This is a genomic window from Tamlana sedimenti (genome assembly GCF_038148895.1).
Classification (GTDB): Bacteria; Bacteroidota; Bacteroidia; order Flavobacteriales; family Flavobacteriaceae; genus Tamlana.
The window spans coordinates 712,330-738,273 of record NZ_JBBVGQ010000001.1 but is presented as its reverse complement, the minus strand read 5'-3'; the positions used below and the strand labels follow the sequence as shown (position 1 = coordinate 738,273).

The 25,944-nt window shown below is 36.0% G+C and carries 23 protein-coding genes; 9 read left to right on the top strand and 14 right to left on the bottom strand.

Going from position 1 to position 25,944, the window contains the following annotated elements:
* Window positions 1–97: 97 nt before the first annotated feature.
* Both WJN01_RS03240 and WJN01_RS03235 read right to left on the bottom strand, forming a co-directional pair.
* On the bottom strand, window positions 98–607 hold the full coding sequence (locus WJN01_RS03240; RefSeq protein ID WP_445195722.1) for an acyl-CoA thioesterase: 510 nt from the start codon (window positions 605–607) through the stop codon (window positions 98–100).
* A 79-nt stretch (window positions 608–686) separates the two neighbouring features.
* Entirely contained in the window at window positions 687–1,622 is a 936-nt protein-coding gene (locus WJN01_RS03235) for an HU domain-containing protein (protein WP_445195721.1), read from the bottom strand.
* Window positions 1,623–1,726: 104 nt separating this feature from the next.
* Here WJN01_RS03235 and dprA point away from each other — a divergent pair, with 104 nt between their 5' ends.
* Both dprA and WJN01_RS03225 read left to right on the top strand, forming a co-directional pair.
* The gene (gene dprA / locus WJN01_RS03230; RefSeq protein WP_445195720.1) at window positions 1,727–2,830 is read left to right on the top strand and encodes a DNA-processing protein DprA; all 1,104 of its coding nucleotides are present in this window, start codon (window positions 1,727–1,729) and stop codon (window positions 2,828–2,830) included.
* Window positions 2,831–2,897: 67 nt separating this feature from the next.
* On the top strand, window positions 2,898–3,659 hold the full coding sequence (locus WJN01_RS03225) for a hypothetical protein (RefSeq protein ID WP_445195719.1): 762 nt from the start codon (window positions 2,898–2,900) through the stop codon (window positions 3,657–3,659).
* On the opposite strand, the gene trpS is transcribed toward WJN01_RS03225, so the two are convergent.
* On the bottom strand, window positions 3,656–4,624 hold the full coding sequence (gene trpS / locus WJN01_RS03220; protein WP_445195718.1) for a tryptophan--tRNA ligase: 969 nt from the start codon (window positions 4,622–4,624) through the stop codon (window positions 3,656–3,658). The two genes, WJN01_RS03225 and trpS, sit on opposite strands and share 4 nt — an antisense overlap.
* 87 nt (window positions 4,625–4,711) lie before the next feature.
* Window positions 4,712–4,954, bottom strand: a complete 243-nt coding sequence (locus WJN01_RS03215; protein WP_445195717.1) for a GlsB/YeaQ/YmgE family stress response membrane protein — start codon at window positions 4,952–4,954, stop codon at window positions 4,712–4,714.
* Window positions 4,955–5,019: 65 nt separating this feature from the next.
* On the opposite strand from WJN01_RS03215, the gene WJN01_RS03210 reads away from it, so the two are divergent.
* A complete protein-coding gene (locus WJN01_RS03210; RefSeq protein WP_445195716.1) occupies window positions 5,020–5,769 on the top strand; it encodes a lysophospholipid acyltransferase family protein in 750 nt (249 codons plus the stop codon).
* A 95-nt stretch (window positions 5,770–5,864) separates the two neighbouring features.
* On the opposite strand, the gene WJN01_RS03205 is transcribed toward WJN01_RS03210, so the two are convergent.
* From WJN01_RS03205 to recA, 4 genes are all read right to left on the bottom strand, one after another.
* On the bottom strand, window positions 5,865–7,373 hold the full coding sequence (locus tag WJN01_RS03205) for a hypothetical protein (RefSeq protein ID WP_445195715.1): 1,509 nt from the start codon (window positions 7,371–7,373) through the stop codon (window positions 5,865–5,867).
* Window positions 7,373–7,915 (bottom strand): RNA polymerase sigma factor, encoded by a 543-nt coding sequence (locus WJN01_RS03200; RefSeq protein WP_445196290.1) that lies wholly within the window; start codon window positions 7,913–7,915, stop codon window positions 7,373–7,375. Before WJN01_RS03200 ends, WJN01_RS03205 begins: the two co-directional genes overlap by 1 nt.
* Window positions 7,916–7,945: 30 nt before the next feature.
* Complete coding sequence (locus tag WJN01_RS03195; protein WP_445195714.1) at window positions 7,946–8,356, bottom strand: hypothetical protein; 411 nt, start codon at window positions 8,354–8,356, stop codon at window positions 7,946–7,948.
* Window positions 8,357–8,520: 164 nt separating this feature from the next.
* Window positions 8,521–9,522 (bottom strand): recombinase RecA, encoded by a 1,002-nt coding sequence (gene recA / locus WJN01_RS03190; RefSeq protein ID WP_445195713.1) that lies wholly within the window; start codon window positions 9,520–9,522, stop codon window positions 8,521–8,523.
* A gap of 374 nt (window positions 9,523–9,896) precedes the next feature.
* Between recA and trhO the strand changes: the two genes are divergently transcribed.
* Genes trhO through WJN01_RS03175 form a run of 3 tightly spaced genes read left to right on the top strand, consistent with a single transcriptional unit; the run spans window position 9,897 to window position 12,446 of the window.
* Window positions 9,897–10,970: an oxygen-dependent tRNA uridine(34) hydroxylase TrhO gene (trhO, locus tag WJN01_RS03185; protein WP_445195712.1), complete on the top strand. Its 1,074-nt coding sequence runs from the start codon at window positions 9,897–9,899 to the stop codon at window positions 10,968–10,970.
* A gap of 1 nt (window position 10,971) precedes the next feature.
* Window positions 10,972–12,216 carry a peptidase U32 family protein gene (locus tag WJN01_RS03180; protein WP_445195711.1) on the top strand — a complete coding sequence of 415 codons (1,245 nt, stop codon included), beginning with the start codon at window positions 10,972–10,974 and terminating at the stop codon, window positions 12,214–12,216.
* Complete coding sequence (locus WJN01_RS03175) at window positions 12,216–12,446, top strand: ferredoxin (RefSeq protein WP_445195710.1); 231 nt, start codon at window positions 12,216–12,218, stop codon at window positions 12,444–12,446. Before WJN01_RS03180 ends, WJN01_RS03175 begins: the two co-directional genes overlap by 1 nt.
* 48 nt (window positions 12,447–12,494) lie before the next feature.
* Here the strand turns inward: WJN01_RS03175 and WJN01_RS03170 are convergent, their stop codons facing one another.
* Window positions 12,495–13,898, bottom strand: coding sequence for a M23 family metallopeptidase (locus WJN01_RS03170; protein ID WP_445195709.1), 1,404 nt, complete (start codon window positions 13,896–13,898; stop codon window positions 12,495–12,497).
* A gap of 249 nt (window positions 13,899–14,147) precedes the next feature.
* On the opposite strand from WJN01_RS03170, the gene WJN01_RS03165 reads away from it, so the two are divergent.
* Genes WJN01_RS03165 through WJN01_RS03155 form a run of 3 tightly spaced genes read left to right on the top strand, consistent with a single transcriptional unit; the run spans window position 14,148 to window position 18,265 of the window.
* Window positions 14,148–15,404, top strand: coding sequence for a PSP1 domain-containing protein (locus WJN01_RS03165; protein WP_445195708.1), 1,257 nt, complete (start codon window positions 14,148–14,150; stop codon window positions 15,402–15,404).
* On the top strand, window positions 15,391–15,885 hold the full coding sequence (locus WJN01_RS03160; protein WP_445195707.1) for a gliding motility lipoprotein GldH: 495 nt from the start codon (window positions 15,391–15,393) through the stop codon (window positions 15,883–15,885). Before WJN01_RS03165 ends, WJN01_RS03160 begins: the two co-directional genes overlap by 14 nt.
* Window positions 15,886–15,916: 31 nt before the next feature.
* A complete protein-coding gene (locus WJN01_RS03155) occupies window positions 15,917–18,265 on the top strand; it encodes a penicillin-binding protein 1A (protein ID WP_445195706.1) in 2,349 nt (782 codons plus the stop codon).
* A 19-nt stretch (window positions 18,266–18,284) separates the two neighbouring features.
* Here the strand turns inward: WJN01_RS03155 and WJN01_RS03150 are convergent, their stop codons facing one another.
* The 5 genes from WJN01_RS03150 to WJN01_RS03130 all read right to left on the bottom strand — a co-directional run bounded on the left by WJN01_RS03150 (window position 18,285) and on the right by WJN01_RS03130 (window position 25,902).
* Window positions 18,285–20,249: an acetoacetate--CoA ligase gene (locus WJN01_RS03150; protein ID WP_445195705.1), complete on the bottom strand. Its 1,965-nt coding sequence runs from the start codon at window positions 20,247–20,249 to the stop codon at window positions 18,285–18,287.
* 480 nt (window positions 20,250–20,729) lie between these two features.
* Window positions 20,730–22,409 (bottom strand): ABC transporter ATP-binding protein, encoded by a 1,680-nt coding sequence (locus WJN01_RS03145; protein WP_445195704.1) that lies wholly within the window; start codon window positions 22,407–22,409, stop codon window positions 20,730–20,732.
* Complete coding sequence (locus WJN01_RS03140) at window positions 22,409–23,122, bottom strand: 3'-5' exonuclease (RefSeq protein WP_445195703.1); 714 nt, start codon at window positions 23,120–23,122, stop codon at window positions 22,409–22,411. Before WJN01_RS03140 ends, WJN01_RS03145 begins: the two co-directional genes overlap by 1 nt.
* Window positions 23,123–23,128: 6 nt before the next feature.
* Window positions 23,129–23,491 carry a hypothetical protein gene (locus WJN01_RS03135; RefSeq protein WP_445195702.1) on the bottom strand — a complete coding sequence of 121 codons (363 nt, stop codon included), beginning with the start codon at window positions 23,489–23,491 and terminating at the stop codon, window positions 23,129–23,131.
* A complete protein-coding gene (locus WJN01_RS03130; RefSeq protein ID WP_445195701.1) occupies window positions 23,488–25,902 on the bottom strand; it encodes a penicillin acylase family protein in 2,415 nt (804 codons plus the stop codon). The genes WJN01_RS03135 and WJN01_RS03130 overlap by 4 nt, the downstream gene beginning before the upstream one ends.
* Between the last annotated feature and the right edge of the window lie 42 nt (window positions 25,903–25,944).

Here is a 25,944-nt window from a genome sequence, read left to right as displayed (position 1 = left end):
ACGTGAGAATCTGTTTAAATTAAAATAATTGTTTTCAATAGCAAAGGTTGCCACACTTCGACTCTGCTCAGTGCAAACTACCTCTTCGCAACGGTTTTTAAACAAACAAAGCTTTCAACTCACTAGCCTCAGAAGGCTTTATTTTCCCCGCCAGCAACAAACTCAATTGTTTACGGCGCAAAGCAGCGGCATAGCGTTCTTTTTCTAAATCCGTTTCAGGAAGCACTTCAGGTACCACAACGGGTTTGCCGGTATCATCTACAGCTACAAACGTATAAATGGCTTCGTTGGCTTTTGTTTTATTGCCAGATTCACGGTCTTCTATCCAAACATCAATGTACACTTCAATAGAAGTTTTAAAAGCTCTCGACACTTTAGCTTCAACAGTTACAACACTTCCCAATGGTACGGCACGACTAAAAGCCACATGGTTTACGGAAGCAGTTACTACAATACGTCTGCTATGGCGACGGGCAGAAATACTTGCTGCACGATCCATACGGGCCAATAATTCACCACCAAACAAATTGTTTAAAGGGTTGGTTTCACCGGGTAAAACCATATCGGTTAAAATGGTTTTGCTTTGTTCTGGAGTCCTCGCTTGCATCTTATTGTGTTTTAATGCCGCAAAGGTAAAAGGAATTTGCGATTTTGTTAAGAATTATGGGAGATAAATGGATTTATAATCAATCTAACTTCTTAACCAACAACCAAGCATCACTGTTATGGTTTTTCTTAATATCTCTAAGCGCTTTTAATGCTTCAAGACGATTTTCGTAGCTGGAATAAACCACTTCATGAAGCCCATATTTATTCGCACCAATTTTTCTTGCACTGAATCCTTCAGCTTTAAGCTGAGATACTTTTTTATCGCAATTAGCCTCAATTCTAAAAGCTCCAGCAACAATGTGGTAGTTGCCAGTTTGTTTGGTAACATTTAAAGTAATGGCAGGAAGCGGATTCAGGCTAAAAGTAGCCTGTTGAATTTTTGAGTCAAGCTGTTTTTCAGCTTCCTCTTGAGCCAGTTGGTTGTGCTTTTCAATTTGATTGGCATAATAATTTGAAGCTGCAAATCCTCCTAAAGTTAATGCAACTAAAGCTACTGCAGCATACTTTAAATAAGATTTGCTTTTTCGCTTTTCATAAGTTACGGCAATAGGCACGACCTTTTCAAGACCTTCAGCAACTTCTTTATGCTCTTCCCTAGATATTGCAGGTGATTCAAATTGAGACAATCCAAATGCATCTGTCAGATAGTTTAACTGATAAGTAGGTTCGAACAAAATTTTACCTTCATTGTTAAAAACAATATCGCCAATGTTTTTGAAGGTTAAGGTTTCACCTTGCGTTAAATATGATTTTAGAAGTTTAACCCGTTTTTCAATTTTTTTGTTGGCGGCTTCAAAAGGGATTTTTTCTACATCGGCAATATAATGGGCCAATAAGCCATCGTTTTTTTGGATTTGCTCATTGAACGACACCACTTTTTTTGGTGCATAAAATGTATTGGAATCGTCATCAATTGTGGCCGATACGCGCTGTGTTAAAAACGCACCAAACTTTGGGATGGTAACGCACTCGTATCTGTAAAGTAGGTCGCTAATGTAGGTTTCTAGTTGCATGAAAACAAAGTTAAAAAATTATGTTTTTTTTGAAAATTTAGATACAAGTATTTATTAACACTGTAAAAATTCTTTTATTGCAGCTTAAAAATCAATTGTATAGCATGACGGAAAATGATTTGCTTTTTACTTTGGCCTTGCAGCATGTACCAAATATTGGTGACATAACTGCCAAAAAGTTGATTTCACATTGTGGGTCGGCCGAAGCTGTTTTAATGGAAAAGAAGCATAATCTTCTTAAAATTGATGGTATTGGCAATATTACCATAAGCGAATTATTTAAACCAAATCATATAAAGGAAGCTGAAAATGAAATAGCCTTTATCAAAGCAAATAATATTAAGGTTTCCTATTTTCAAGATAATCAATATCCAGAAAAGCTGAGGCATTGTATTGATGGCCCCATTTTGTTGTTTCAAACGGGGAATATTAATATTGAAAAGCAACGCATCATCAGTATTGTGGGCACAAGAAAAATTACCACCAGTGGTATTGCTTTTTGCGAAAATTTAATAGAGCAACTAGAGCCGTACAATCCGGTTATTGTTTCGGGTTTTGCGTACGGAACCGATATAGCCGCACATAAAGCAGCGATAAAAAACAATTTGCAAACCATTGGTTGTTTAGCGCACGGATTGAATCAAATTTATCCTAAAGTGCATAAAAAGTATATGACAGACACCGAAAGGAACGGAGGGTTTTTAACAGATTTTTGGAGTACCGACCAATTTGATAGAAACAATTTTTTAAAACGGAATCGTATTATTGCTGGTATAAGTGAAGCTACTATTGTCATTGAATCTGCTGAAAAAGGCGGAAGTTTGGTTACGGCCGATATTGCAAACTCATACAACCGCGATGTATTTGCCGTACCCGGAAGAACCACCGATAGCCAAAGTGAAGGCTGTAACAATTTAGTAAAACACCAAAAGGCACATATGCTTACCACGCCTTTTGATGTACCTTACATTTTAAACTGGGAACTTGAAACAAATGAAAAACCAGTTGTACAAAAACAATTATTTGTGGAGTTAGATAGCACAGAAAAAGTGATTTATAACTACCTAAAGGAAAACGAGAAGGAACAATTAGATATGATTGCCATAAATTGCAAAATGCCCATTTTCAAAGTGGCCAGTGTGTTATTAAATATGGAATTAAAAGGGGTTGTTAGGCCTTTACCTGGAAAATTATTTGAGGTAGTTTAATACTGTCATTTCTGCGAAGGCAGGAATCTCATAATTTTATTGTACTTTTCTTTCAAATTAAAAACGCATGAATACTTTTATATCAATCATGTTAATTATCATACTGATATTGATAATGTCAGATGTGTTTTTTCTTTGGAAAATATTTAAAAATATTGGTAAAAAGAAAAAGGAACTGCCTGATGAAAAGTACTTTGAGTTAAAGTATAATATCAATCTACTAAAAGCAGTTTCAGCAATACTCATATTTATAGTTACGTTTTTAGGTTTTAACAGCTACAATAGTATATCTGAAAATTTAGAGGAAGATTTTACTAAAAAATTTAAAATACAAAATGATAAAATTGACAGCCTTGGGAATGTTATATCCGATTATGAAAAAAGTGTTGAATTATTAAAAATGGAAGAGGGTGAATCGGTTGAAAATCTTGCAGATATTAATCAGAAATTTAGGATTATAAATAACAAGCTAAATCAACATAATGAATCTATAAAATATACAACCAAAGTATATGTTGTAAGGGATATTGAGTTTCCAAAAAGACAAGTAGGTAATCCGGTTATACAAGAAGCTTTTATGTTGTACTTTAAAGATTTGAAAACAATTTATGGTGAAGAGTTGCCAGTATTCAAATCCAAGCCCATGGTTGTAATACAGGGTAAAGAAACGCTTCTTTTAGATATAGTTGAATTAACAAAAGAATATATAAGGATTGGCTCAGTCAGGGTCTCTCAAGATAATTATCTTGATTTAGAAGATGGAAATGCAACTTGGAGGGTGGAATCAAAATCATATAATTTTGATTTATGGATTGCTGAACCTAACTAATATCCAACCTTTTCCCTAACACGTTTCAATACATCATCAGCAACCAACATTGCTTTTTCAGCGCCCACTGCAAGGGCAGCATCAATTTCAGCTTGGTTTTCCATATAATAATTGTAACGTTCACGTTGTGTAGCAAAGGTTTTAACAATTAATTCAAATAAAGCCTGTTTGGCATGTCCGTAGCCATAACCACCATTTTCATAATTGGTTTTCATGGTTTCAATTTGCTTGTCATTAGCCAACAAACTGTAAAGCGCAAAACAATTACAAGTTTTCCAATCTTTTGGGTCTTCAAGAGGTGTGCTATCGGTTTGAATACCCATTATTTGCTTGCGTAATTTTTTATCGGGAAGAAATATATTGATGATGTTATCTCTACTTTTACTCATTTTTTCGCCGTCGGTTCCTGGAATAAGCATCGTATTTTCTTGAATTTTTCCTTCGGGCATTACAAAAGTTTTTCCCATTTTAGCATGAAAACGCGAGGCTACATCACGGGTCATTTCAATATGTTGCAATTGGTCTTTCCCTACGGGAATAATTTCGGCGTCGTATAATAAAATATCTGCAGCCATCAGCATTGGGTACGTGAAAAGCCCAGAATTTACATCTTCCAATCTATCAGCTTTATCCTTAAAGCTATGGGCCAAAGTAAGGCGTTGGTAAGGAAAAAAGCAGCTTAAATACCAAGACAGTTCAGTTACTTGCGGAATATCACTTTGTCTGTAAAACACCGTTTTTTCAATATCCAAACCAAAGGCCAACCAAGTAGCCGCGGTAGAATAGGTGTTTTCACGCAAAACATCAGCATCCTTAATTTGTGTTAAGGTGTGCAGGTTTGCAATAAACAAATACGAATCGTTTTCAGGATTATTGGCCATGTTTATTGCTGGCATTATTGCTCCTAAAATATTTCCTAAGTGTGGTGTTCCCGTGCTTTGAATGCCTGTTAATATTCTTGCCATAAATTTTTAATAAGGGACAAATTTAAAGATAAGTTGGACAATAAAAAAAGTGGCTTATGCCACTTTCATCATAAATATTAAAAAAGATTACTTTTTAAACAGTCCAGCCACAAACAAGATGATGGACGCGCCTATGGCCCCCGTTAAAATATCACCAATTATTCCGTCTGAAATTGAAATTCCCAACACACCAAAAAGCCAATTTCCTACTAAGCCACCAAAAATACCAATAACGATATTTAACACTAGACCAAAACCACCACCTTTCATTATCTTTCCGGCCAACCAGCCAGCAATTGCACCTACTAGCAAAGAATAAAGCAAACTCATAATTAAATAATTTTAAAGTTATTATGAATTAAAGATAATCAATTTATAATAGTATTTTTGAGTGCATGAAGTTTGTAAAATATATACTTTGGACACTTTACCGCATCTGGTTTTACATTCTGGTGGCATTGCCCATTATATTTCTTTTCCCCATACTTTTAGTTTCCATTTTAAAAGAATCTTGGTACCCTTTCTTTTTTAAATTGGCAAGATTTTGGGCTAAGTTCATTTTGCTGGGAATGGGTTTTGTTTGTAAAATTGAGCAAGAGGAAATTCCTGAGAAAGACAAAAGCTATATGTTTATAGCTAACCATACCTCTATGGCAGACATTATGCTGATGTTGGTTTCTATTGAAAATCCTTTTGTTTTTGTTGGGAAAAAGGAATTGGCCAAAATTCCACTTTTCGGCTTTTTTTATAAACGGACCTGCATTTTGGTTGATAGAAGTTCAGAGAAAAGTAGAAAAGCTGTTTTTTTAAGAGCACAACGCCGATTGCAGTCGGGGCTGAGTATCTGTATTTTTCCCGAAGGAGGTGTTCCTGAAGAACATATTGAGTTGGATGAGTTTAAGGATGGTGCATTTAGGTTGGCCATAAACCATCAAATACCAATTGTACCCATTACATTGGCCGACAATAAAAAGCGTTTTTCGTATACTTTTTTTAGCGGAGGCCCAGGAAAGATGCGCGTAAAAATTCATAGGTTTTTATCAACCAAAGGGTTGATTATTGAAAATACGCGAGCTATAAATGAAAAAGCCAGAGATATTATTTTAGGGCAACTGCAAGAATTCAACAATCATTCCAATGGATGATATACAAAAAAAACTGCCCGAGGGGTCGAGCAGCTTTTTTTCGATATTAGCTTTCGAGCTTAAATGAAAGCCAATAACCAGATCTAACCAAAAACCTAGAATTTAATAGCAAACCCCGTGTAAACGCCTATAAAAAATGGTGTAAAATTACCTGAGGTATTGTTAAACGTGTTGAATTGATATTTAAACATGGGCTCTAAATTCAAATCAAATTTTTTAGAGATTTGATAGTTTAAACCCAAACCAAAATTGGCACTATAACTCATTTTATTAATGTTGTTTGCTTCACCTAAAAGAATTTGTGGTCCGTTTGCCGTTTTAGAATATATCTCGTTCTTATCCAAAAAGAATGAGCTAAAACCACCTATTATATTCAAGCCTAACTTTTTGTCCAGAACCGTATATTGAATTTCCAAAGGCACTTCAATATATCCAAAAGCTTGGTTTATGGTTGTGTTTGATGTAAATAAGGATTGCGGCACATTTCCAGAAGCCAAAACTTCTGAACTTACAACTGAGATCTCTGATGTGCTACCATTTACATTTTGCAAAGCATTGCTACTGCTACTTAAACCAACAGATTGATATGTTATAATATCGTTTGTGTTGTAGCCCAAATTCACTTTATTAATACCAGACCGCACTTTAATTTTATCATTTAACGCGTAACTGGCTGTAATGCCATAGCTCATATTAAGTTCTCCCGTTTTGGAGTTGTTGTTGAACTGCGGGTCAATGGACGACCCTTCGCCAAGCGTATTAAAATAAACGGGTGCAGCATTTGGCGCTATACTCCATCTGTTGTTTGCGATGGCTTTTTCTTCGGTCAAAAGGTCTTTGTTTATATCAACAGCTTCTTCAATGGTTAAATTGTTTTTAACAACATTTTCTTGGGTAACTTCATCATTTGTTTTGGCAATTTCTGTGTTATTTCCTGAGGAATTATTGATGATATTTTTAGCTTTTTCTGAGTCAATCAAAATATTTTCAGTGTCTTCACCACCTTCGTTGGAAACGATTATTTTTGATTTGTCCACTAAATTATTTTGAAGTGTTTGGCCTTCAGTTTCTTTGTTGGAAATATTGGCTAAAGTTTGATTGTCATCAGAACCTAAGATTTTATCTTTTGAATTCAGTTTTAAATTTGAGCGCAAAGGCGCTTTACTTTCATTTTCTACTTTGGAAGATGAAGTTTCAGCAATAGAATTGGAATTTGAAGGCACCAAAAGATTTGATTTGGTGTTTTCAATATTTTCTTCAGAATCATTCGTATTCGTTATCAAAACGTCGTTTTCGCCTACGTTATCATTTATCGGTAGCGTTTCTCTTACCTGATTAGTATTAGGAGCATTTTCTTCAGTATCTACAACCTGATTGGTAGGGATATCACCAGAGCCATTAAGATATAGCCTGCCTAAGGTCAAAAACAAAAGAAGTAAAGCCGCAACGCCAGCATAGCGCCACCAAATTGGGATAACACGATGTTTTTTCTTTTTCTGGTTAAGTTGGGCTTCTATATTTTTCCAAACAGCATCGCTAGGTTTAACTTCAAAATCTTTGAAGCTCTCCTGAAATAATCTGTCTATGTGTTTTTTATCGCTCATTATAATGATTTTGAACGTTCTTTTATTCTATCGGTTTCAATGGTTTGCTTCAAAATCTGCCTCGCCCTGGCTAAGTTGGATTTTGAGGTGCCCACAGTAATATCTATCATTTCTGCTATTTCTTTATGAGAATAGCCGTCAAGCACATATAGGTTAAAAACCAAACGGTATCTATCAGGCAATTCTTGAATTAACTTTAATAGATAATCAATGGAAATGGCATCTTCATCAACCTCCAACTCAACATCCTCAATAGCATCTTCATTAATTATATCAAAAACTTTTTCATTCCGGTAACGTTGTAAAACCGTGTTTACAGCAATACGTTTCATCCAGCCTTCAAAAGAACCTTTGTGTTTATACTGTTCAATTTTTTCAAAAATTGTTAAAAATGCGTCTTGCAAATTATCTTCAGCTTCGGCATAGTTCCGTGAATACTTTAAGCACACCGCAAACAACTTACTTGAAAAAAGTTTGTATAATTCGCTTTGTGCCTGAGTATTTTCAACTTTACAATTTTCTATGAGTTGGTTCAAACTCAAATTAAACATGTATTAATTAAAACTCACCTTTTACTCTACAACGGGGACCTCAATGGTTAAATATTGAGATACACCCTCTTCATTTTCGCCTTGCCAAAATTTAAAAATATAGGAGCCATTGCTGGTTACTATAAAATTAAACGTAGCTTCTGTTAAAACATTTTCTAAGGTTTCGCAATTGTTACTGTCAAAAACATAATTTATAGGAGCAACGGTACGTTGATTATTTTCTTTAAAATAATAAAACTCCTTAAACCTGTGGCATGTAGACGGCCTATAATAAGAAACTGTAATGGGATAGGTTTCGCCCATAATGAACTCATCAGGAATGTCTACACTTTCAACTGGTAATACCTCAAAACTATAACTCGTTCCGTCGTCATCAATACTACATGAGGATAGAAACAAGAGCGTTAAACAAAGTAAAGCAAATTTTTTCATAGCAAAGATATTGGGGTTTAAATACATGTTTGCACTAAGTAGATGCCCAAAAAGTTAAAAGGTTGCGTATGAAATGAAAGAAACTTTAGGATTTAATGGTTTAAAAAAGAGTGGGTTACTAGTAATGGGAAATAAAAAATCCCGTTTTTGACGGGATTTTGAAATTATTTTTTAGAAACAGCTTTTCTAACCTTTTCCTCTAGTTCATCCATGAGTTCTGGATTATCCTTAATTAGGGCTTTAACCGCATCGCGCCCTTGGCCAAGTTTGGTTTCATCGTAACTAAACCATGAACCACTTTTCTTGATGATGTCATATTCCACGGCAAGATCTAAAATTTCACCAACTTTACTTACGCCTTCGCCATACATGATGTCAAATTCGGCAGTTTTAAATGGAGGGGCAACCTTGTTCTTCACCACTTTTACTCGGGTTTTGTTACCAGAAACTTCGCCACTTGTTTCCTTTATTTGGGTAGACCTGCGAATATCCAAGCGAACCGAAGCATAGAATTTTAGTGCATTTCCACCCGTTGTAGTTTCAGGGTTGCCAAACATAACACCAATTTTTTCGCGTAATTGGTTAATGAAAATAACCGTACAGTTGGTTTTGCTGATGGATGCCGTTAACTTTCTTAGGGCTTGCGACATTAATCGGGCGTGCAGACCCATTTTGGAGTCGCCCATTTCGCCTTCAATTTCACTTTTTGGAGTTAACGCTGCCACAGAATCAATCACTACAATATCAATAGCCCCAGAACGGATTAAATTATCGGCAATTTCTAAGGCTTGCTCTCCGTTATCAGGTTGGGAGATGATTAAGTTTTCAATATCAACACCCAATTTTTCGGCATAAAACCGATCAAAGGCATGTTCTGCATCAATAAAAGCTGCAATACCACCCGTTTTTTGGGCTTCGGCTATGGCGTGCAAAGTCAATGTGGTTTTACCTGAAGATTCCGGGCCGTAAATTTCAATAACTCGACCACGAGGATAACCGCCAACACCCAACGCAATATCCAAACCTAATGATCCGGAAGGAATGGCATCAACATCTTGAATGGCCGCATCGCTCATTTTCATTACCGTTCCTTTTCCGTAAGCCTTGTCCAGTTTATCTAACGTAAGTTTTAATGCTTTTAATTTTGCGTCTTTTTCACTACTCATTTCAATATTTTTTTCAGAAGTTATGCTCGCTAAAGTACTACAACTTTTGTCATATCACAATAATAGTTTTCAACATTAATAGGTCGTATAGAAATCTCTTTTTGATTGGTTTTTACTATAAAAATGAAACTTGTAACGCAACCTTTCTGTGTAACATGCATCTTACTTAAAAAAGAGGAAAAATTTTGCTATCAAATTTACCAAACGAGTTTTTGAATTAAGCTAACTCTAACTCTATTAAAGGCATCTAAAACAAGTGTTTAGATGCTTTTTTTTGTTGAATAAATTGTGTCTTTCTCTTAAAATTGTACTTTTGCAGCTCAAAATATTTTATCATCTGCATTACGCAGCTTTAACCTTAAAATTAGTATAGCATGCAACTGTACAATAAGTTAAGCGCGAAAGAAAGGGCAGAATTAATCGAGAAAGCAGGAAAAGATCGATTAACGCTCTCTTTTTATCAATACGCTAAAATTAAAAATCCTCATGAATTTAGAGACCATTTATTCGTAACCTGGAACACTTTGGATGTTTTAGGCAGAATTTATGTGGCCCTAGAAGGCATTAACGGGCAATTATCACTTCCAGCCGACAGGTTTAATGAATTTAAAGAACATTTAGACACGATTGATTTTTTAAAGGACATTCGGTTGAATATTGCCGTAGAGCAAGACAATATGTCGTTTTTAAAGTTAAAAGTAAAAGTTCGAAATAAAATTGTTGCCGATGGTTTAAACGATGACACCTTTGATGTTACCAATAAAGGCATTCACCTAAAAGCTGAAGATTTCAACAAATTTATTGAAGACGAGAATACGGTTTTGGTGGATATGCGAAACCATTACGAAAGCGAAATAGGCCATTTTAAAAATGCCGTTACCCCAGATGTTGATACGTTTAGAGAATCTTTGAATATTATTGAAGAAGACTTAAAGGAACATAAAGAGGATAAAAATCTGGTAATGTATTGCACTGGTGGTATCCGTTGCGAAAAGGCCAGTGCCTATTTTAAACATAAAGGATTTAAAAATGTTTTTCAGTTGGAAGGTGGAATTATTGAGTATACAAGACAGGTTAAGGAACAGAATCTGGAAAATAAGTTTTTGGGAAAGAATTTTGTTTTTGACGAACGGCGTGCCGAAAAAATAAGCGATGATATTATTGCAAAATGCCATCAATGTGGCGAACCTTTTGATGTGCATACAAACTGCGCCAACGATGCTTGCCATCTACTTTTTATTCAATGTGATAAATGTAAAGCTGAAATGGAAAATTGCTGCTCCACAATCTGTATGGAAATAAACAGGCTTCCATTTGAAGAGCAAAAGGCGATGCGAAAAGGACAAGGCAACAGCAACGATATTTTTAATAAAGGCCGAGCAGACCATTTACCCTACAAAAAGGATTTGAGAAATATTTTTGACCATTTCAAGAACGAAGAAGCTTAAGATGCAAAAGATTGAATTAATGGCGCCTGCTGGCAATTTTGAGTCTTTGCAGGCAGCTTTAGATAACGGAGCAGATTCTATTTATTTTGGCGTAGAGCAGTTGAACATGCGGGCTAGGGCATCCATAAATTTCACTTTAGATGACTTGCCTGAAATAGCTAAACGCTGTAATTCAAAAAAGGTAAGAACGTATTTAACTTTAAATACGATTATTTACGACCATGATCTTTCCATTGTAAAAACATTAATCAATAAGGCCAAGGAAGTAGGCATAACGGCGGTTATTGCCATGGATCAGGCGGTTATTATGGCTGCCAGGGAAGTGGGCATGGAAGTGCATATTTCTACACAAATAAACATCACCAACATTGAAACAGTAAAGTTTTATGCCCTATTCGCCGATACCATGGTGCTGAGCCGTGAATTGAGCCTAAGGCAGGTTAAAAAGATAACCGAACAAATTGAGAAGGAACAGATAAAAGGACCTTCAGGTAAACTCGTGGAGATTGAAATCTTTGGTCATGGTGCGCTATGCATGGCGGTTTCTGGCAAATGCTACATGAGTTTACATTCGTATAATTCATCTGCCAATAGAGGGGCTTGCAAACAAAATTGCAGAAAAAAATACACGGTTATAGAACAGGAAACAGGGTTTGAAATGGAAATTGACAACGAGTACATCATGTCTCCAAAAGACTTGTGTACTATTGATATTTTAGACCAAGTAGCCGATGCTGGCATTAAGGTTTTAAAAATTGAAGGGAGAGGAAGAGCACCAGAATATGTGGCTAAAGTCATTAAGTGCTATAGAGAGGCTATTGACGGTTTAGAGCTCAACACTTATAACAAAGAAAAAGTGGTTTCTTGGATGCAAGACCTTGAAAAAGTGTATAATCGCGGATTTTGGAACGGTTATTATTTGGGACAGAAATTAGGTGAATGGAGTACTGGTTCGGGTTCACATGCCACTCAAAAAAAGGTGTACATTGGCAAAGGCACCCACTATTTTCCTAAACCTCAAATTGGGGAGTTTAAAATTGAAGCTTTCGATATTTCCGTTGGTGATACCATTTTAATTACTGGCCCAACAACAGGGGCAAAGGAACTTGAAATAAATGAGATGTTTGTAAACGACCAAAAATTATCCAAAGGAAGTAAGGGCGATTTGGTAACCATTCCATTGGGATTTAGAATTCGTCCTTCCGATAAATTATACAAAATCGTAGAAAACAAAGTTGAGGCTTAATGGTTGTGGTCACTTTACAACGAAATAAATGCATTGGTTGCAATTACTGTGTTGAGTTTGCGCCCAAACAATTCCAAATGTCCAAAAAAGATGGAAAAACCGTTTTGTTAAAAGGATTGGAAAAAAAAGGTTTTTTTACCCTCAAATCAAACGACCACACCATTTTAGATGCTTGCGAGAATGCATCCAAAGCCTGTCCTGTTAAGATTATAGACGTTAAAAATATTTAAATCGCCCTATTTGATTCTAATGACTCGGGATTATTTCTTGCCTTTTGTTTAATCTTTAATCAATTTAATTGTTTTTCTTTCTTTGTCTACGTCCTCTAAGACTAAGAAATAGATGCCTTTTTGAAGGCTTTCAATACTAAAATTATTGATGCCAACTTGGTTATTTTCTAGGCTAATTACGGATGCTCCCGTTATGGAAATTACGTCAATTTTAACAACCTTCGTCAAAGAAGAAATATTTATATTATTGTTTGAAGGATTGGGGTATACTTTCATCACATTTATTTTTTCTTTGTTAACTGATAATGGTTCATTCACATTAAAGTTATAGCTTAAAGTCTGACCTTCATAGGATACTTCCCAAGTCCATTCGCCAATGGTATCTGGTACAATGGACCAATAGTAATACCAACTGCTCCCAGCTCCAGTTGTTTGATAAATCCAATCATACATAGCCGAATTATCTGGTCTTAATATTCTCAAATGCAACGATTTTCCTATTTCCTGATCTCTAAGATATGTTGATAAATAAATGGTTGCTCCAGCCTCAAATTCAGCAGACTCATAGGTGGTTTCGGTTGTAGGGCAACCAGGAAAAATGTTGGGATCCTTACTGTGGGTCATCAATGCATTAATATTTGGGTCTATATAAGGTTTTTGATTTTCCCACCAAGACTCAGAGTTCATATTATTGCAGCTTCCCGAAAAAGGGTCAACGAGTTGAGTATAGGTATTGTCGGTATAAACTTCAAAATGTAAATGTGGCCCTGTGGAGTTTCCAGAACTTCCAACGATACCCAAAACCTCGCCTTGAACTACTATTTCACCAACAGTTTTTGTAGTTAACGAGCCATTTTTCATATGTCCATACCAAGCTATGCTTCCATCATTATGTTGAACGTAAACGGCGTTCCATTGGTTACTGTTAAAACTACAGCTTCTGTCAAATTGTCCATCGTTTTTGCCTATTATTTGTCCATCCGCAGCGGCAATGATTTCGGCGCCGTCATCGTCCAAGAGTTTCCATGTGTATGGCCAGGTATAAATATCAACTCCTTGGTGGTTGTATCCAGAATCAGTATCGTAGGTTGAAGTACCGCAATTATAATCAGTTAGCTGATTTGGATAATTTGAGTTATGGTCTACATAATTTGAAACGCTCCAAACATCATTGTAAGTTATGTGATTGGCTTTTTTTACAGGCCAAATAAATAATGGGTGTACCAATGCATCTTTTTTTGAAAAAGCCAATTTGTTGTGTTTTTGTAAGACATCAACGTTAGCTTTAAGCGTTTCCTTTATGTCCTTTCTTTGGGTATTGGTAACGCACTCAACCTCATTTTTAAAAAAATATTCACCATTCGTCATGGGTGTATTTGGAGTTTGCCCATTGCTTATTGTGACATAAAATAGAGGTAAGACAAAAAGTTTTAAAATAGCTTTTGATTTCATATTTTGAGCGTTAGGAATTAAGAAATTGGTTATAATGTGTTAAATGGCTATCAATACTGTAAAAAGGTAATAAAAAATCTACTACACATTCAAAAGAGCATTAAAATTTTTTAAGAAAAGTTGTACTTTTTTATAAAATACTAATCATTTAATTTACTAAATAATTAATCTTATATTTACAAATCAAAATAATAACAAATCGTCATTCGTAACAGTCTAATTGTTAGCGAATTCAATATAAAGAACATTATGGCTTGTGCTAGTTGCTCAACTAAAGACGGCTCCCCAAAGGGCTGCAAAAATAACGGTACCTGTGGTACAGATAGTTGCAATAAGTTAACCGTTTTTGACTGGTTGGCAAACATGTCGCTCCCCAATGGTGAAACGCCATTCAACTGGGTTGAGGTTCGTTTTAAGAACGGACGAAAAGAATACTACCATAACTCAGAAAATTTAACACTTAGCATCGGAGATGTTGTGGCAACGCAAGCAAAAGCGGGCCATGATATTGGTATGGTTACCCTTACGGGGGAATTGGTTCGCGTTCAAATGAAGCGAAAAAGTATACCAGAAAACATTGAAGAAGCTCAAAAAATATACAGAAAAGCCAGCCAAAAAGACATCGATATTTGGCAAACGGCTCGTGACAAGGAAGAACCTATGAAGGTTAAAGCACGTCAGTTTGCAATAGACCTGAGGCTTCAAATGAAAATTTCGGATATCGAATTTCAAGGTGATGCCAGTAAGGCAACATTTTATTATACGGCCGAAGACCGCGTTGATTTTAGGGAACTTATAAAGGTTTTTGCTCGTGAGTTTAGAACGCGTATTGAAATGAAACAAGTAGGTTTCCGTCAAGAGGCATCGAGGCTTGGCGGATTAGGCTCTTGCGGTCGTGAATTGTGCTGTTCTACTTGGCTAACGGATTTCCGCTCAGTAAGCACTTCGGCAGCTCGTTATCAACAATTATCATTGAATCCACAAAAATTGGCCGGGCAATGTGGCAAACTAAAATGCTGTTTAAATTACGAGCTTGACACTTATTTGGATGCATTGAAGGATTTTCCTAAAACGGAAACAAAACTACAAACAGAAAAGGGAACAGCCGTTTGCCAAAAAACAGATATTTTTCAAGGGCATATGTGGTACGCCTATGAGGGAGAATGGATGAACTGGCACAAAATAACTGCCGAACAGGCCAGTGAAATCATAGAACTAAACAAGCAAAACAAAAAAGTTGCGAGTCTTGAAGAGTATGCTTCAGATGTTGTAGAAGATACTAAAACAGAGTTTGAAAACGTTGTAGGGCAAGATAGTTTAACTCGTTTTGATAGTCCAAAAAGGAATAAAAAACGTAGAAACAATAGAAGGAAAGGTAATAAGGAAAACGCTAAGGCTACAAAAAACACCGGAGATAACCAGAGTCAAGGTGAAAATAAAAACAAAAACCGAAGAAGAAAAAACAATAAAAGAAAACCTCAAAGCAGTAAAAATGCAGCAAAATAGAGTCCTGTTATTTTTTTTAATGGTTTTTTCGGTATTAGTGTCATGTGATTCTAACCGTGTTTTCGATGAGTATAAGTCAGTACCCAATAAATGGAACAAAGATTCAATTATAAGTTTTAAGGTAAACCCACCAGATTCTATTAATGAGTATAATTTATTTGTTAATTTAAGAAACACCAATGCATACAAATACAATAATTTGTTTTTAATTGTTGAAATGGTTTTTCCACATGGTAAAACAATAAAAGACACTTTAGAGTATAGAATGGCTGAGCCTAGTGGAAAGCTTTTGGGAACGGGATATACCGATATAAAGGAAAACAAATTGTGGTATAAAGAGGGCATAGTTTTTAATGAGTCCGGTGAATACACGGTTAATATTCAGCACGCCATGAGAGAAAGAGGAAAAGTAAATGGTATTAAAGAGTTGGAGGGTATAACGGATATTGGTTTTAGAGTAGAAAATCCGGTGAAAAAATAAACCATTTAAATTTAAAGATTACCAATAGGCTATGGCAAAAGCAAAAAAGGGAACTAAATCAGTTCAAGATTTTTCGAAATACATTCGTTGGTTTTGGATGGTATTTATAGGAGGCATAGTTGCCATATTACTGTTATTTCTTTTGGCATCGTGGGGTGTTTTTGGTGAAATGCCGGACCACACACAATTAGAGAATCCCAGTACCAATTTAGCGACTGAGATTATTTCTTCTGATGGGCAAACCCTCGGGAAATTTTATTTTGACGATAACAGGACTCCCGTAAATTATGACGATTTACCACAACATTTAGTGGATGCATTAATTGCAACCGAAGATGCCCGCTTTCATGAGCATTCAGGAATTGACTGGTTTGGCACTTTAAGGGCGTTGGTTTATTTAGGAAAAAAAGGTGGTGCTAGTACCATTTCCCAACAATTGGCAAAACAATTGTTTCATAACAGGGATAAAGCCAATATCGTTGAAAAACTATCACAAAAGATAAGAGAATGGATAATCGCAACTCGTTTGGAGCGTCAATATACCAAAGAGGAAATATTGACGCAGTATTTTAATATTTACGATTTTGGCAACTTTGCCGATGGAATTCGAAGTGCATCAAGAATTTATTTCAACAAAGAGCCTAAGGAACTCGATTTAAAGGAGTCGGCAATGTTGGTGGGGATGTTCAAAAACTCCTCCTTGTACAACCCAAGGAGAAATCCTGTGGGCGTCACCAATAGGCGCAATGTGGTTTTGGCGCAAATGTATAAATATGATTATATCAGCGAGGCCATCAAAGATTCATTGCAAAAAACCGATTTGGATTTAAATTACACGCCTGAATCGCACAGCGAAGGCATTGCTACATATTTTAGAGAATACTTGAGGGATTTCATGAAAAAGTGGATAGCTGAAAACCCAAAACCAGATGGTACAAAATGGAATTTATACAACGATGGTTTAAAGATTTATACCACAATAGATTCCAGAATGCAAAAGTATGCAGAGGATGCGGTACAACAACACATGCCGAGGTTGCAGGCTGAGTTTTTTCATCAAAACACACCCGAAAGAAACCCAACAGCACCATTTTTAGAGTTGGAACAAAGTGAGATTAATGACTTGATGAATCGTTCCATGAGGCAATCAGAGCGTTGGAGGCATATGAAATACGATTTGAAAAAATCTGATGATGAAATCAAGCAATCTTTTCAAAAGCCAACCCAAATGTCCGTTTTTGTTTGGAAGGATGGTAAGCCTTCAGAAGTTGATACCATTATGAAACCCATCGATTCCATGCGTTATTATAAGTCTTTTTTAAGAACAGGGATGATGTCTATGAATCCACAAACAGGCCATGTAAAAGCTTGGGTAGGTGGTGTTGATTACAGGCATTTTCAATATGACATGGTCAAACAAGGAAAGAGGCAAATAGGTTCAACGTTTAAGCCGTTTGTTTATGCTTCGGCTATTGACCAATTGCATTATTCACCATGTGATGAGTTTCCCGACGTGCCGTTTTGTATTGAAGCCAATAAATATGGAAATCCAGAAGAATGGTGTCCTAAAAATTCCAGCAATGAATACGGTGGAATCCGAACTTTAAAAAATGCCTTGGCTAATTCAGTAAACACGGTTACTGCCCAATTAATGGATAAAGTAGGGCCACAAACGGTTGCTGATTTGGTTAAAAAACTCGGTGTTGATTCTGATGTGCCGCCAGTGCCTTCAATAGCTTTGGGAACACCAGATATAAGTGTTTACGAAATGGTTGGAGCCTATGCCGCTTTTGCCAACCAAGGAGTCTATACAAAACCTGTAATGGTCACCAATATTGAAGATAAAAACGGAACGATTTTATATCAATTTAAACCAGAAACTAGGGATGTGTTAAGCGACGAAACTGCTTTTGTAACGATTAAGCTTCTGGAAGGTGTTACTCAAGGAGGTTCTGGAACCAGATTGAGAACAGAAGGCTACGAAAAATGGAGACCAGAATACAAAGAAATCATTACAGGCTACCCTTATAAATTAGAAAATCCGATTGCGGGAAAAACGGGAACTACACAAAACCAAAGTGATGGGTGGTTTATGGGTATGGTGCCTAATTTGGTGACGGGTGTTTGGGTAGGCGCAGAGGATAGAGCGGCGCATTTTTCCAATATTACTTATGGACAAGGGGCATCTATGGCCTTACCAATTTGGGGCATTTACATGAAAAGCTGTTATGCTGATGAATCGTTAAACGTATCAAAAGAAGAATTTGAAGAACCTGCAGAAATTTCTATAAATGTAGATTGCTCAACTCACACCGGTACAACTGGAACTGATGATTCCGATACGAATGGCGATAGTCCTGACGATTTGGATTTCGGATAGAGGCGTTAAAATTCACAGATTAAATCTTTTTTGCAAACTCTATAAAGAATTTTATCGATTCTGGGTTTTTCATTGAATCGATATTGATTGATTTTTCCATAGGCATTTTAAGCAGAATTTTTTTAACAGGAGCTTCCATTTTTTTACCACTTATTGTATATGGAATATCTCCAACAGGAATAATTTCATCTGGCACATGCCTTGGTGAATATTCTTTTTTTAATTGATTTTTTATTTCAGATTTAACTTCCTCGGTTAACTCATAATTGGGCTTCATTTTTACAAATAACGGCATATAATGCTTGCCTCCTTCCATTTCAAGATTTACAATTAAAGAATCTTCAACAGAATCAATTTTGTTAACGCTTCTATATATTTCACTCGTGCCAATTCTAATACCATGTCTGTTTAAAGTGGCGTCCGATCGGCCATAAATAATAATACCTTTGGTTTTGGAGTTTATTTTTATGAAATCACCATGTCTCCACTTTCCGGGATAGTGCTCAAAATAACTGGATTTATAGCGCTTGTTATCGCTGTCATTCCAGAAGTAAATGGGCATTGAGGGCATGGGCATGTCAATAACCATTTCGCCTAAATCGTCTTCAACCGGGGTTCCATTGTCATCATAAGCATAAAGCGAAACACCGAGTGCCCTACATTGTATTTCGCCCGAATGAACCGCTTTAAATGGTGTTCCGCCAACAAATGCCGTGCAAACATCGGTTCCTCCTGCCATGGAGCACAACCACACATCAGATTTAACGCTGCTGTAAACATAATTAAAAGCTTCGTGTGGCAATGGCGCTCCTGTAGAACTTATAGAACGCAAGGAAGTTAAGTTATTATGATTTTTTGGTGTGATATCCTTTTTCATACTGGCAACCAAAAAAGGTGCACTAGTACCAAAATGGGCTATCTTAATTTTTTCAGAAAGCTTCCAAAGTTTATAAAAGTTGGGATGTGTGGGGCTTCCATCATATAAAACAATGGCTGCGCCCATTAAAAGAGCGGACTGCAAAAAATTCCACATCATCCAGCCTGTTGTTGTATACCAAAAATAATGTTCACCTTGATGGACATCGTTATGAAATGCCATGTACTTTAAATGCTCCAATAAAATGCCACCATGGGAGTGGACAATGGCTTTGGGCAATCCAGTGGTACCGGAAGAATATAATACCCAAATAGGGTGGTTAAAATCCACAGGCTCAAAAGTAAGTGAATTGCCCTTTGTTTTAAAAATGGAATTGATGTTTATATAATCTTCAGGAAAGCTTGAAATGTTATCTTTGTTTACATAGGGCAGTACAATAACTTTTTCCAGAGATGGCAGAGCATTTGCAATGTCAATGGCAATTGCCGTTTTATCGTAAACCTTACCGTTATAGTAATATCCATCTACGGTAATAAATACCTTAGGTTTTATTTGGGCAAAGCGGTCAATAACACTTTCGGTTCCAAAATCTGGGGAAGTACTGGACCAAATGGCGCCAATTGAATTTACGGCGAGAAATGAAATGGTTGCCTCAGGTACATTTGGTAAAAATGCCACAACACAATCCCCTTTTTTTACACCGACTGACTTCAGATAAGTCGCCATAGAAGCCACTTTTTCCCTAAGTTCGTTTCCTTTTATTTCAATATAATCTCCTTGTTCGTTACTGAAGAAAATAGCAGTTTCATTTGCTTTTAAATGCCTAAAAATATGTTCAGAGTAATTTAAACGCGCTCCATTAAACCATTTAAAGTTTGGCATTGTGTTCATTTCTAAAACAGATGTATATGGACTGTACGATATAATGTTGAAGTATTCCCAAATGCTTGCCCAAAAATCGCTGTGGTTGTCGACAGACCAATGCCAAATATCATCATAGGAATCAAAATGAAGGCTTTTATGATTGGCCAACCATGTTTTATATCTAAATAAATGAGTATTTTCTTTAAAAGATTTTGAGCCTTCCCATAATTTATTGTCGGACATTTTATCTGAAAATTTAAGTTGTTTAAATATAAGGAATCTATAAATGAAAGAAGTGTTGATGATCTATAATCCAAAGAAAATTTGCGAAGCAGGGTTGGGTTGAATATGTAAAAATCGACGAAGTGTTAAATGCAAATGCATTTCATCGATTATTTATGTTTTTAAACCGATTTTTTCAAAAAAAGTTTCATCTTAGCATTCCCCAAATCAACCAAACCAAATAATCGATTTACCCAAATCTACCATAAATTTTTAACCTATGAATATTGCAACAAATCTACCTGAACAACCTACTAATGATGAGAGCAAATTCAAAGAAACTTTAAGAGAGAATTTGCAATTTTTTAAAAGTTTAATTTATTTAACCAAGAAAATATTCATGCTGTAACTTTTTAGTTTTGCTCGAATATTTTAAAAAAACTTGCCCGTGTTGCCCCAAATGCGGGCTTTTTTATTGGTTTTTTTGAAGAACAACGCTTCCTACAATCCTTTTGGGATGGCGTCAATAAGCTTTTTGGAATAATCTGATTTTGGATTACTATAAATAACATCGGCATCATCCATCTCCTCAATTTTGCCCTGATTCATAACCATTAATTGGTCGCTCATATATTTCACAACAGCCAAATCATGTGAAATAAAAATGTAGGTAAATCCGAAATCTTCTTTCAATTGATTGAGCAAATTTAAAACTTGCGCTTGAACGGATATATCTAAAGCAGAAACAGATTCATCACAGACTATCAATTTAGGTTGTAGGGCAATGGTTCGGGCAATGCCAATACGTTGCCTTTGCCCACCTGAAAACTCATGGGGATAACGGTTGAAAAAATCTTCGGACAACCCCACCCGATTTAAAATATCCAATACTTTTTCCTTACGCTCATCATCTGAAGCGTAAAGATTATGGACTTTCATAGGTTCCATAATTGCCTCACCTACTGGAATTCGTGGGTTTAATGAAGAGTAGGGGTCTTGAAAGATGATTTGAATGTCTTTCCTAAGTTTTCTAGTCTCCGTTTTGGAAAGTTTGGTAATGTCAATACCTCTATAAAGTATCTTTCCAGCTGTTGCTTTATCAAGTTGAAGAATGGCGTTGCCAAGGGTAGATTTTCCACAACCCGATTCACCAACCAAACCTAAAGTTTCCCCTTCATACAATTTAAAACTAACATCATTAACTGCTTTAAAAGATCTTTGTTTTGAGAACAATCCTGTTTTTGAAATATATTCCTTTTCAACATTGATTACCTCCAAAAGTGGCGGTTTGCTATAAAGTGCTTTGTGATTTTTTTTTCGGACATCAGGAGTTACAATAGTCGAGGATATCGTGTTACTTAAAAAATCTTGGATGGTTGGTAAAGTTTTTAGTCTTGTATCTAATGAAGGCCTAGAATTTATTAAGGCCTTGGTGTAGTTGTGCTGCGGATTTTTAAATATTTCTAAAACTGAACCTTGCTCTACAATACGGCCTTTGTACATTACCAAAGCTCTATCTGCAATTTCAGATATTAAGGCTAAATCATGAGTTATAAAAATAATACTCATTTGGGTTTCTTTTTGCAATGCCTTTAAGAGATTTATAATGTCTTTTTGAACCGTTACGTCCAAGGCTGTTGTTGGTTCATCAGCAATTAAAATATCGGGTTTGCAAGAAATGGCCATGGCTATCATGACGCGCTGTTTTTGTCCACCCGATATTTCATGAGGATATGCACCATGAATGCGTTCTGGGTTTGGTAGTTTTACTTTTTCAAATAGTTGAATGGTTTCTGCCTTAGCTTCTTGTTTTGTTATATTCGTATGTGCCAACAATATTTCCTCTACTTGTTTTCCGCAGGTCATGGATGGGTTTAAAGAACTCATGGGTTCTTGAAATATCATGGCCAATTTGTTGCCTCGAATATTTTGAAATCTTTTTAAAGGAAGTTTGGTTAAATCTTCATTGTTGAAAACGATTTTGCCGGATGTGATTTTTGAAATTTTAGGAGGAAGCAACCCTAAAACAGCCAATGAAGAAACAGATTTTCCAGAACCCGATTCGCCAACAATACCTAAAATTTCATTTTGGTACAATTGGTATGAAATACCATGAATCACTTCATTTTCACCAAACGAAATAACTAGATTTTCTATTTCTAAAATTGGGGAGGTATTCATTAAATACGAATAATTTCATCTTTGGTTAAAAGGCTGTCACCACGTAAGCGCAAAAATATTTGGGCAACGGCTATGGTATCTTTTTCGCAATAATTTATAATACGATCTATGTCATTTTCCTCATAAAATACGCTATAAACCTCGCTGCCATCAATATCATCTTTAGGTGATGGGATTCCTAAAACATGGGTCAATAATTTTAGCGATGTATAAGTTTTATAATCGCCAAATTTCCATAGTTCCAAAGTGTCAAGATGAGGAACTTCCCAAGGTTTTTTACCAAATAAATTAAGCTTATAAGGTAATTCAATGTTGTGGATTATCATTCGTCTGGCAATATACGGAAAGTCAAATTCCTTACCATTATGGGCGCAAAGTAAATGTTTGGGATGACTAAAATGGGAAATGAGTAGATTTTTAAAGTCTTTTAAAATTTTAATTTCATCACCATAAAAAGAAGTGACCCTGAAGTTCTTTAAATCGTTCGAAAGGGCAAAATAACCAACAGAGATACAAATGATTTTTCCAAATTCTGCCCAAATACCTGCTCGTTCATAAAACTCTTCAGCGGTAAACTCATCCTTTCTTTGGTATTCGGATTTCTGTTCCCACAAAGCTTTAGTAGCGTCATCTAAATCTGAAAAATATTGTGCTTCCGGAACCGTTTCAATGTCTAGAAATAGAATATTTTCCAAATTTAATTTAGATATCATAATGCATCATTTTTTACTAAAGCCAAATAATAGACTACACTGTTTTCCAAATATCCCGGTAACCCCAGCGGCTATTCCGCCTAAAATACCAGTTAATAATATTAAAAGAAATTGATTTCCTTGTAAAGGTAATAAAACAGCCACTTTTTTTGCAAGTATAAAACCGTTGGCATTACTTAAGTATAAAGCGTGAACTGACCAAAGTAGAGCAATAGCCATAAATGGAATAAAAAACACGGCACTTTTTTTAAGGGAGATAGAACATGAAGTTATAAATACCGCAACCATAACAGACCACCATGGTAAAAATAGCCCCAACAAAATCGCTATTAATATGGTTAAGATGAAATTTATACTTTTTCGTTTCATGGTTTAGGTGTTAAGGTTTGCGTGGAAATGACACCAGTTGACTCATTTGAAGCCTGCATAAACAATAAATCAATATATTCTCCAGCTGCCCATCTATCAATATAATTGTCATAATATTTACTTCCTGGATTTCCGGATTGACCACCGGGATAAATTCCCAAAGCTCTAGGGGGTGAACTCATTTCAACAATCAATCGCCAAGAAGGAGCATGGTTTTTATCGGCTGCATTAACTGTGTTACGGTCGCCACCGATTGGTAAATCAAAACGAGAAAATGCTGGCAATGCCTGTAACAAATGCCCAACATAGGTGCCTTTGTATTTGCCCCAGTTGTATTCACCGTGTTTTGATTTCCATTCACTTAATTGGCGAGCAGCTTCTTTGAATGAAATTAGAAACAAATCGCTAGCTGTTTCTATTTCAGGTGTTTTTAAAATATCCATAAACTTATCGTCAGGATGGTTTTTAAGCAAGAATATGGTTTGATAGGTCAAGGTTCTTTTCAGTTCCTCATTTTCAATATCAAATTCATCCCATGTTAGTTCGAATAAAGTTTTCCACCAGGCATCCCAGATACTGGGCGCAATTTCATCAACGTCACTATTAAAATCCCATGCTTTAATGATGTTTAATAGCTCCTTTTCTTCATCCGAAAGGGTTACGCCATCCATATGTTCAAACATATACGGCAAAAGTTCTGATGCTTTAAGGTTATAATTGTTGTTTTGTAAATCTTTGAAATCTTGAATATTGAATTTGTCCTTTGATCTGAAGAAATCGTTAATGACCCTATTTCGGTATGTTTCGTAATGATCATTAAATACGTAAAACGGATAAGATTCATCGACAGGATGTTGATTCGCCGAACTCACGAAGCCACGCTCTGGGTTTTTAACATGCGCATTGAATTCTTGGGGGATAAAACCTTGCCAATCGTTTTCTGGTTGGCTACCATCCATTAAAAACTTTCCTTGTTCTTTCCATTTATTGGGGAACAATCCTTGTATCCAAAGGGCAATATCGCCATCGGTTGAGGCAAAAACAAAATTTTGGGCAGGGGCATCCCAATGTTTTAAGGCTTCCAGATAATTGTCGTAATTTTTAGCAGTATTTAAATCTAAAATGGTGCGCTCATTGTTGCTTCCTATATGGCCAATCCACTTCATGGCATAACCTACTTTTTTGCCATTTCCCTTAAAATTCTTATCATAGGTAACAGGGCCATAATGGGTATAAATTACAGAATCTATAAAGGTTTCTGCTCCTTTTATTTTAATTTCTTCGAGGCGAACGGAAGTGTTTTTCCAAGTCTCGCCGTATTTGTATTGTTTTCTTGAGTCATCTTTAAACTCTATTTTATACCAATCCTTAACGTCTCTAGTGGCATTGGTCTCTCCCCAAGCAATATAATTATTAAAACCTGAAACAATACCCAAAGCGCCGGGAAGCGTTGCCCCAAACGAATTGTGTTGAGGCGTTGATAATTGCATAATAAACCAGATGGATGGAAGGTTTAGACCCAAATGGGGATCGTTGGCCAAAATTGGATGACCCGAGTAAGATTTACTTCCTGCAATAGCCCAATTATTACTACCATTGTCTGGGTCTGGTTTTTTCAGCGTATCAGAAATTGAGTCTAATGGTTGTTCTGTATTGGGAGCTTCGGTCATTTGGATGTCTATAAAATCCCAATTAGTTTCTTTAGTGATGATGGGGTCATTTACATCGAAAAAATCTGGAAAAATCAAATCAAAACGGTCTCTGCCGAACTCACGAAGCACATTGGTATAGCCCAAATCATTGTCATAGCCACACAACTCATCAGTCATGTACATCAATAACAAGGCGGTTTTTTTAATCGTCCAAGGTTCAGGTTTATAGTCCAAAAGTTTATATTCTATAGGGTAATCGCTGGCATCCAAACTATGTATATAACTGTTTACACCTTCACTGTAAGCCTCAATATATTTTACAATTTCGGGGTCTTGTTTCATTTTCTCAACGGCGTTTTCTGCACCAAAGCCCATGCCTTTTCTGCGTTGTTCTCTATCGTAATTAAGTGCTTTTTTTCCAATAATTTCAGATAAACGCCCTCCTGAGGCCAATGTTTGAAAATCCATTTGCCAAAGTCTGTGCTTGGCCGTGATATAGCCTTGAGCACGATATAAATCCATATCGTTCTGGGCAAAAATGTGTGGAATAAGTTGGTCGTCATATTTAACTGAGACCTTTTCCTGAAGACCATCAATTTGAATAGTACCAGAAATTATCTCATCCTTTTCATTTTGCCATATGCCAGTGGAGGGGCTTAAAAATTTTCCAATGGGGGGAATTGAGCCAATTTTAGAATTGAAGACATAAAAGAAAATAATTAATAAGAATAAAGAAGCGCTAAATTTAACTACTCTCATGAGCTAATATTTAATTCAGAATTAAATATAGCAATTAAAAGG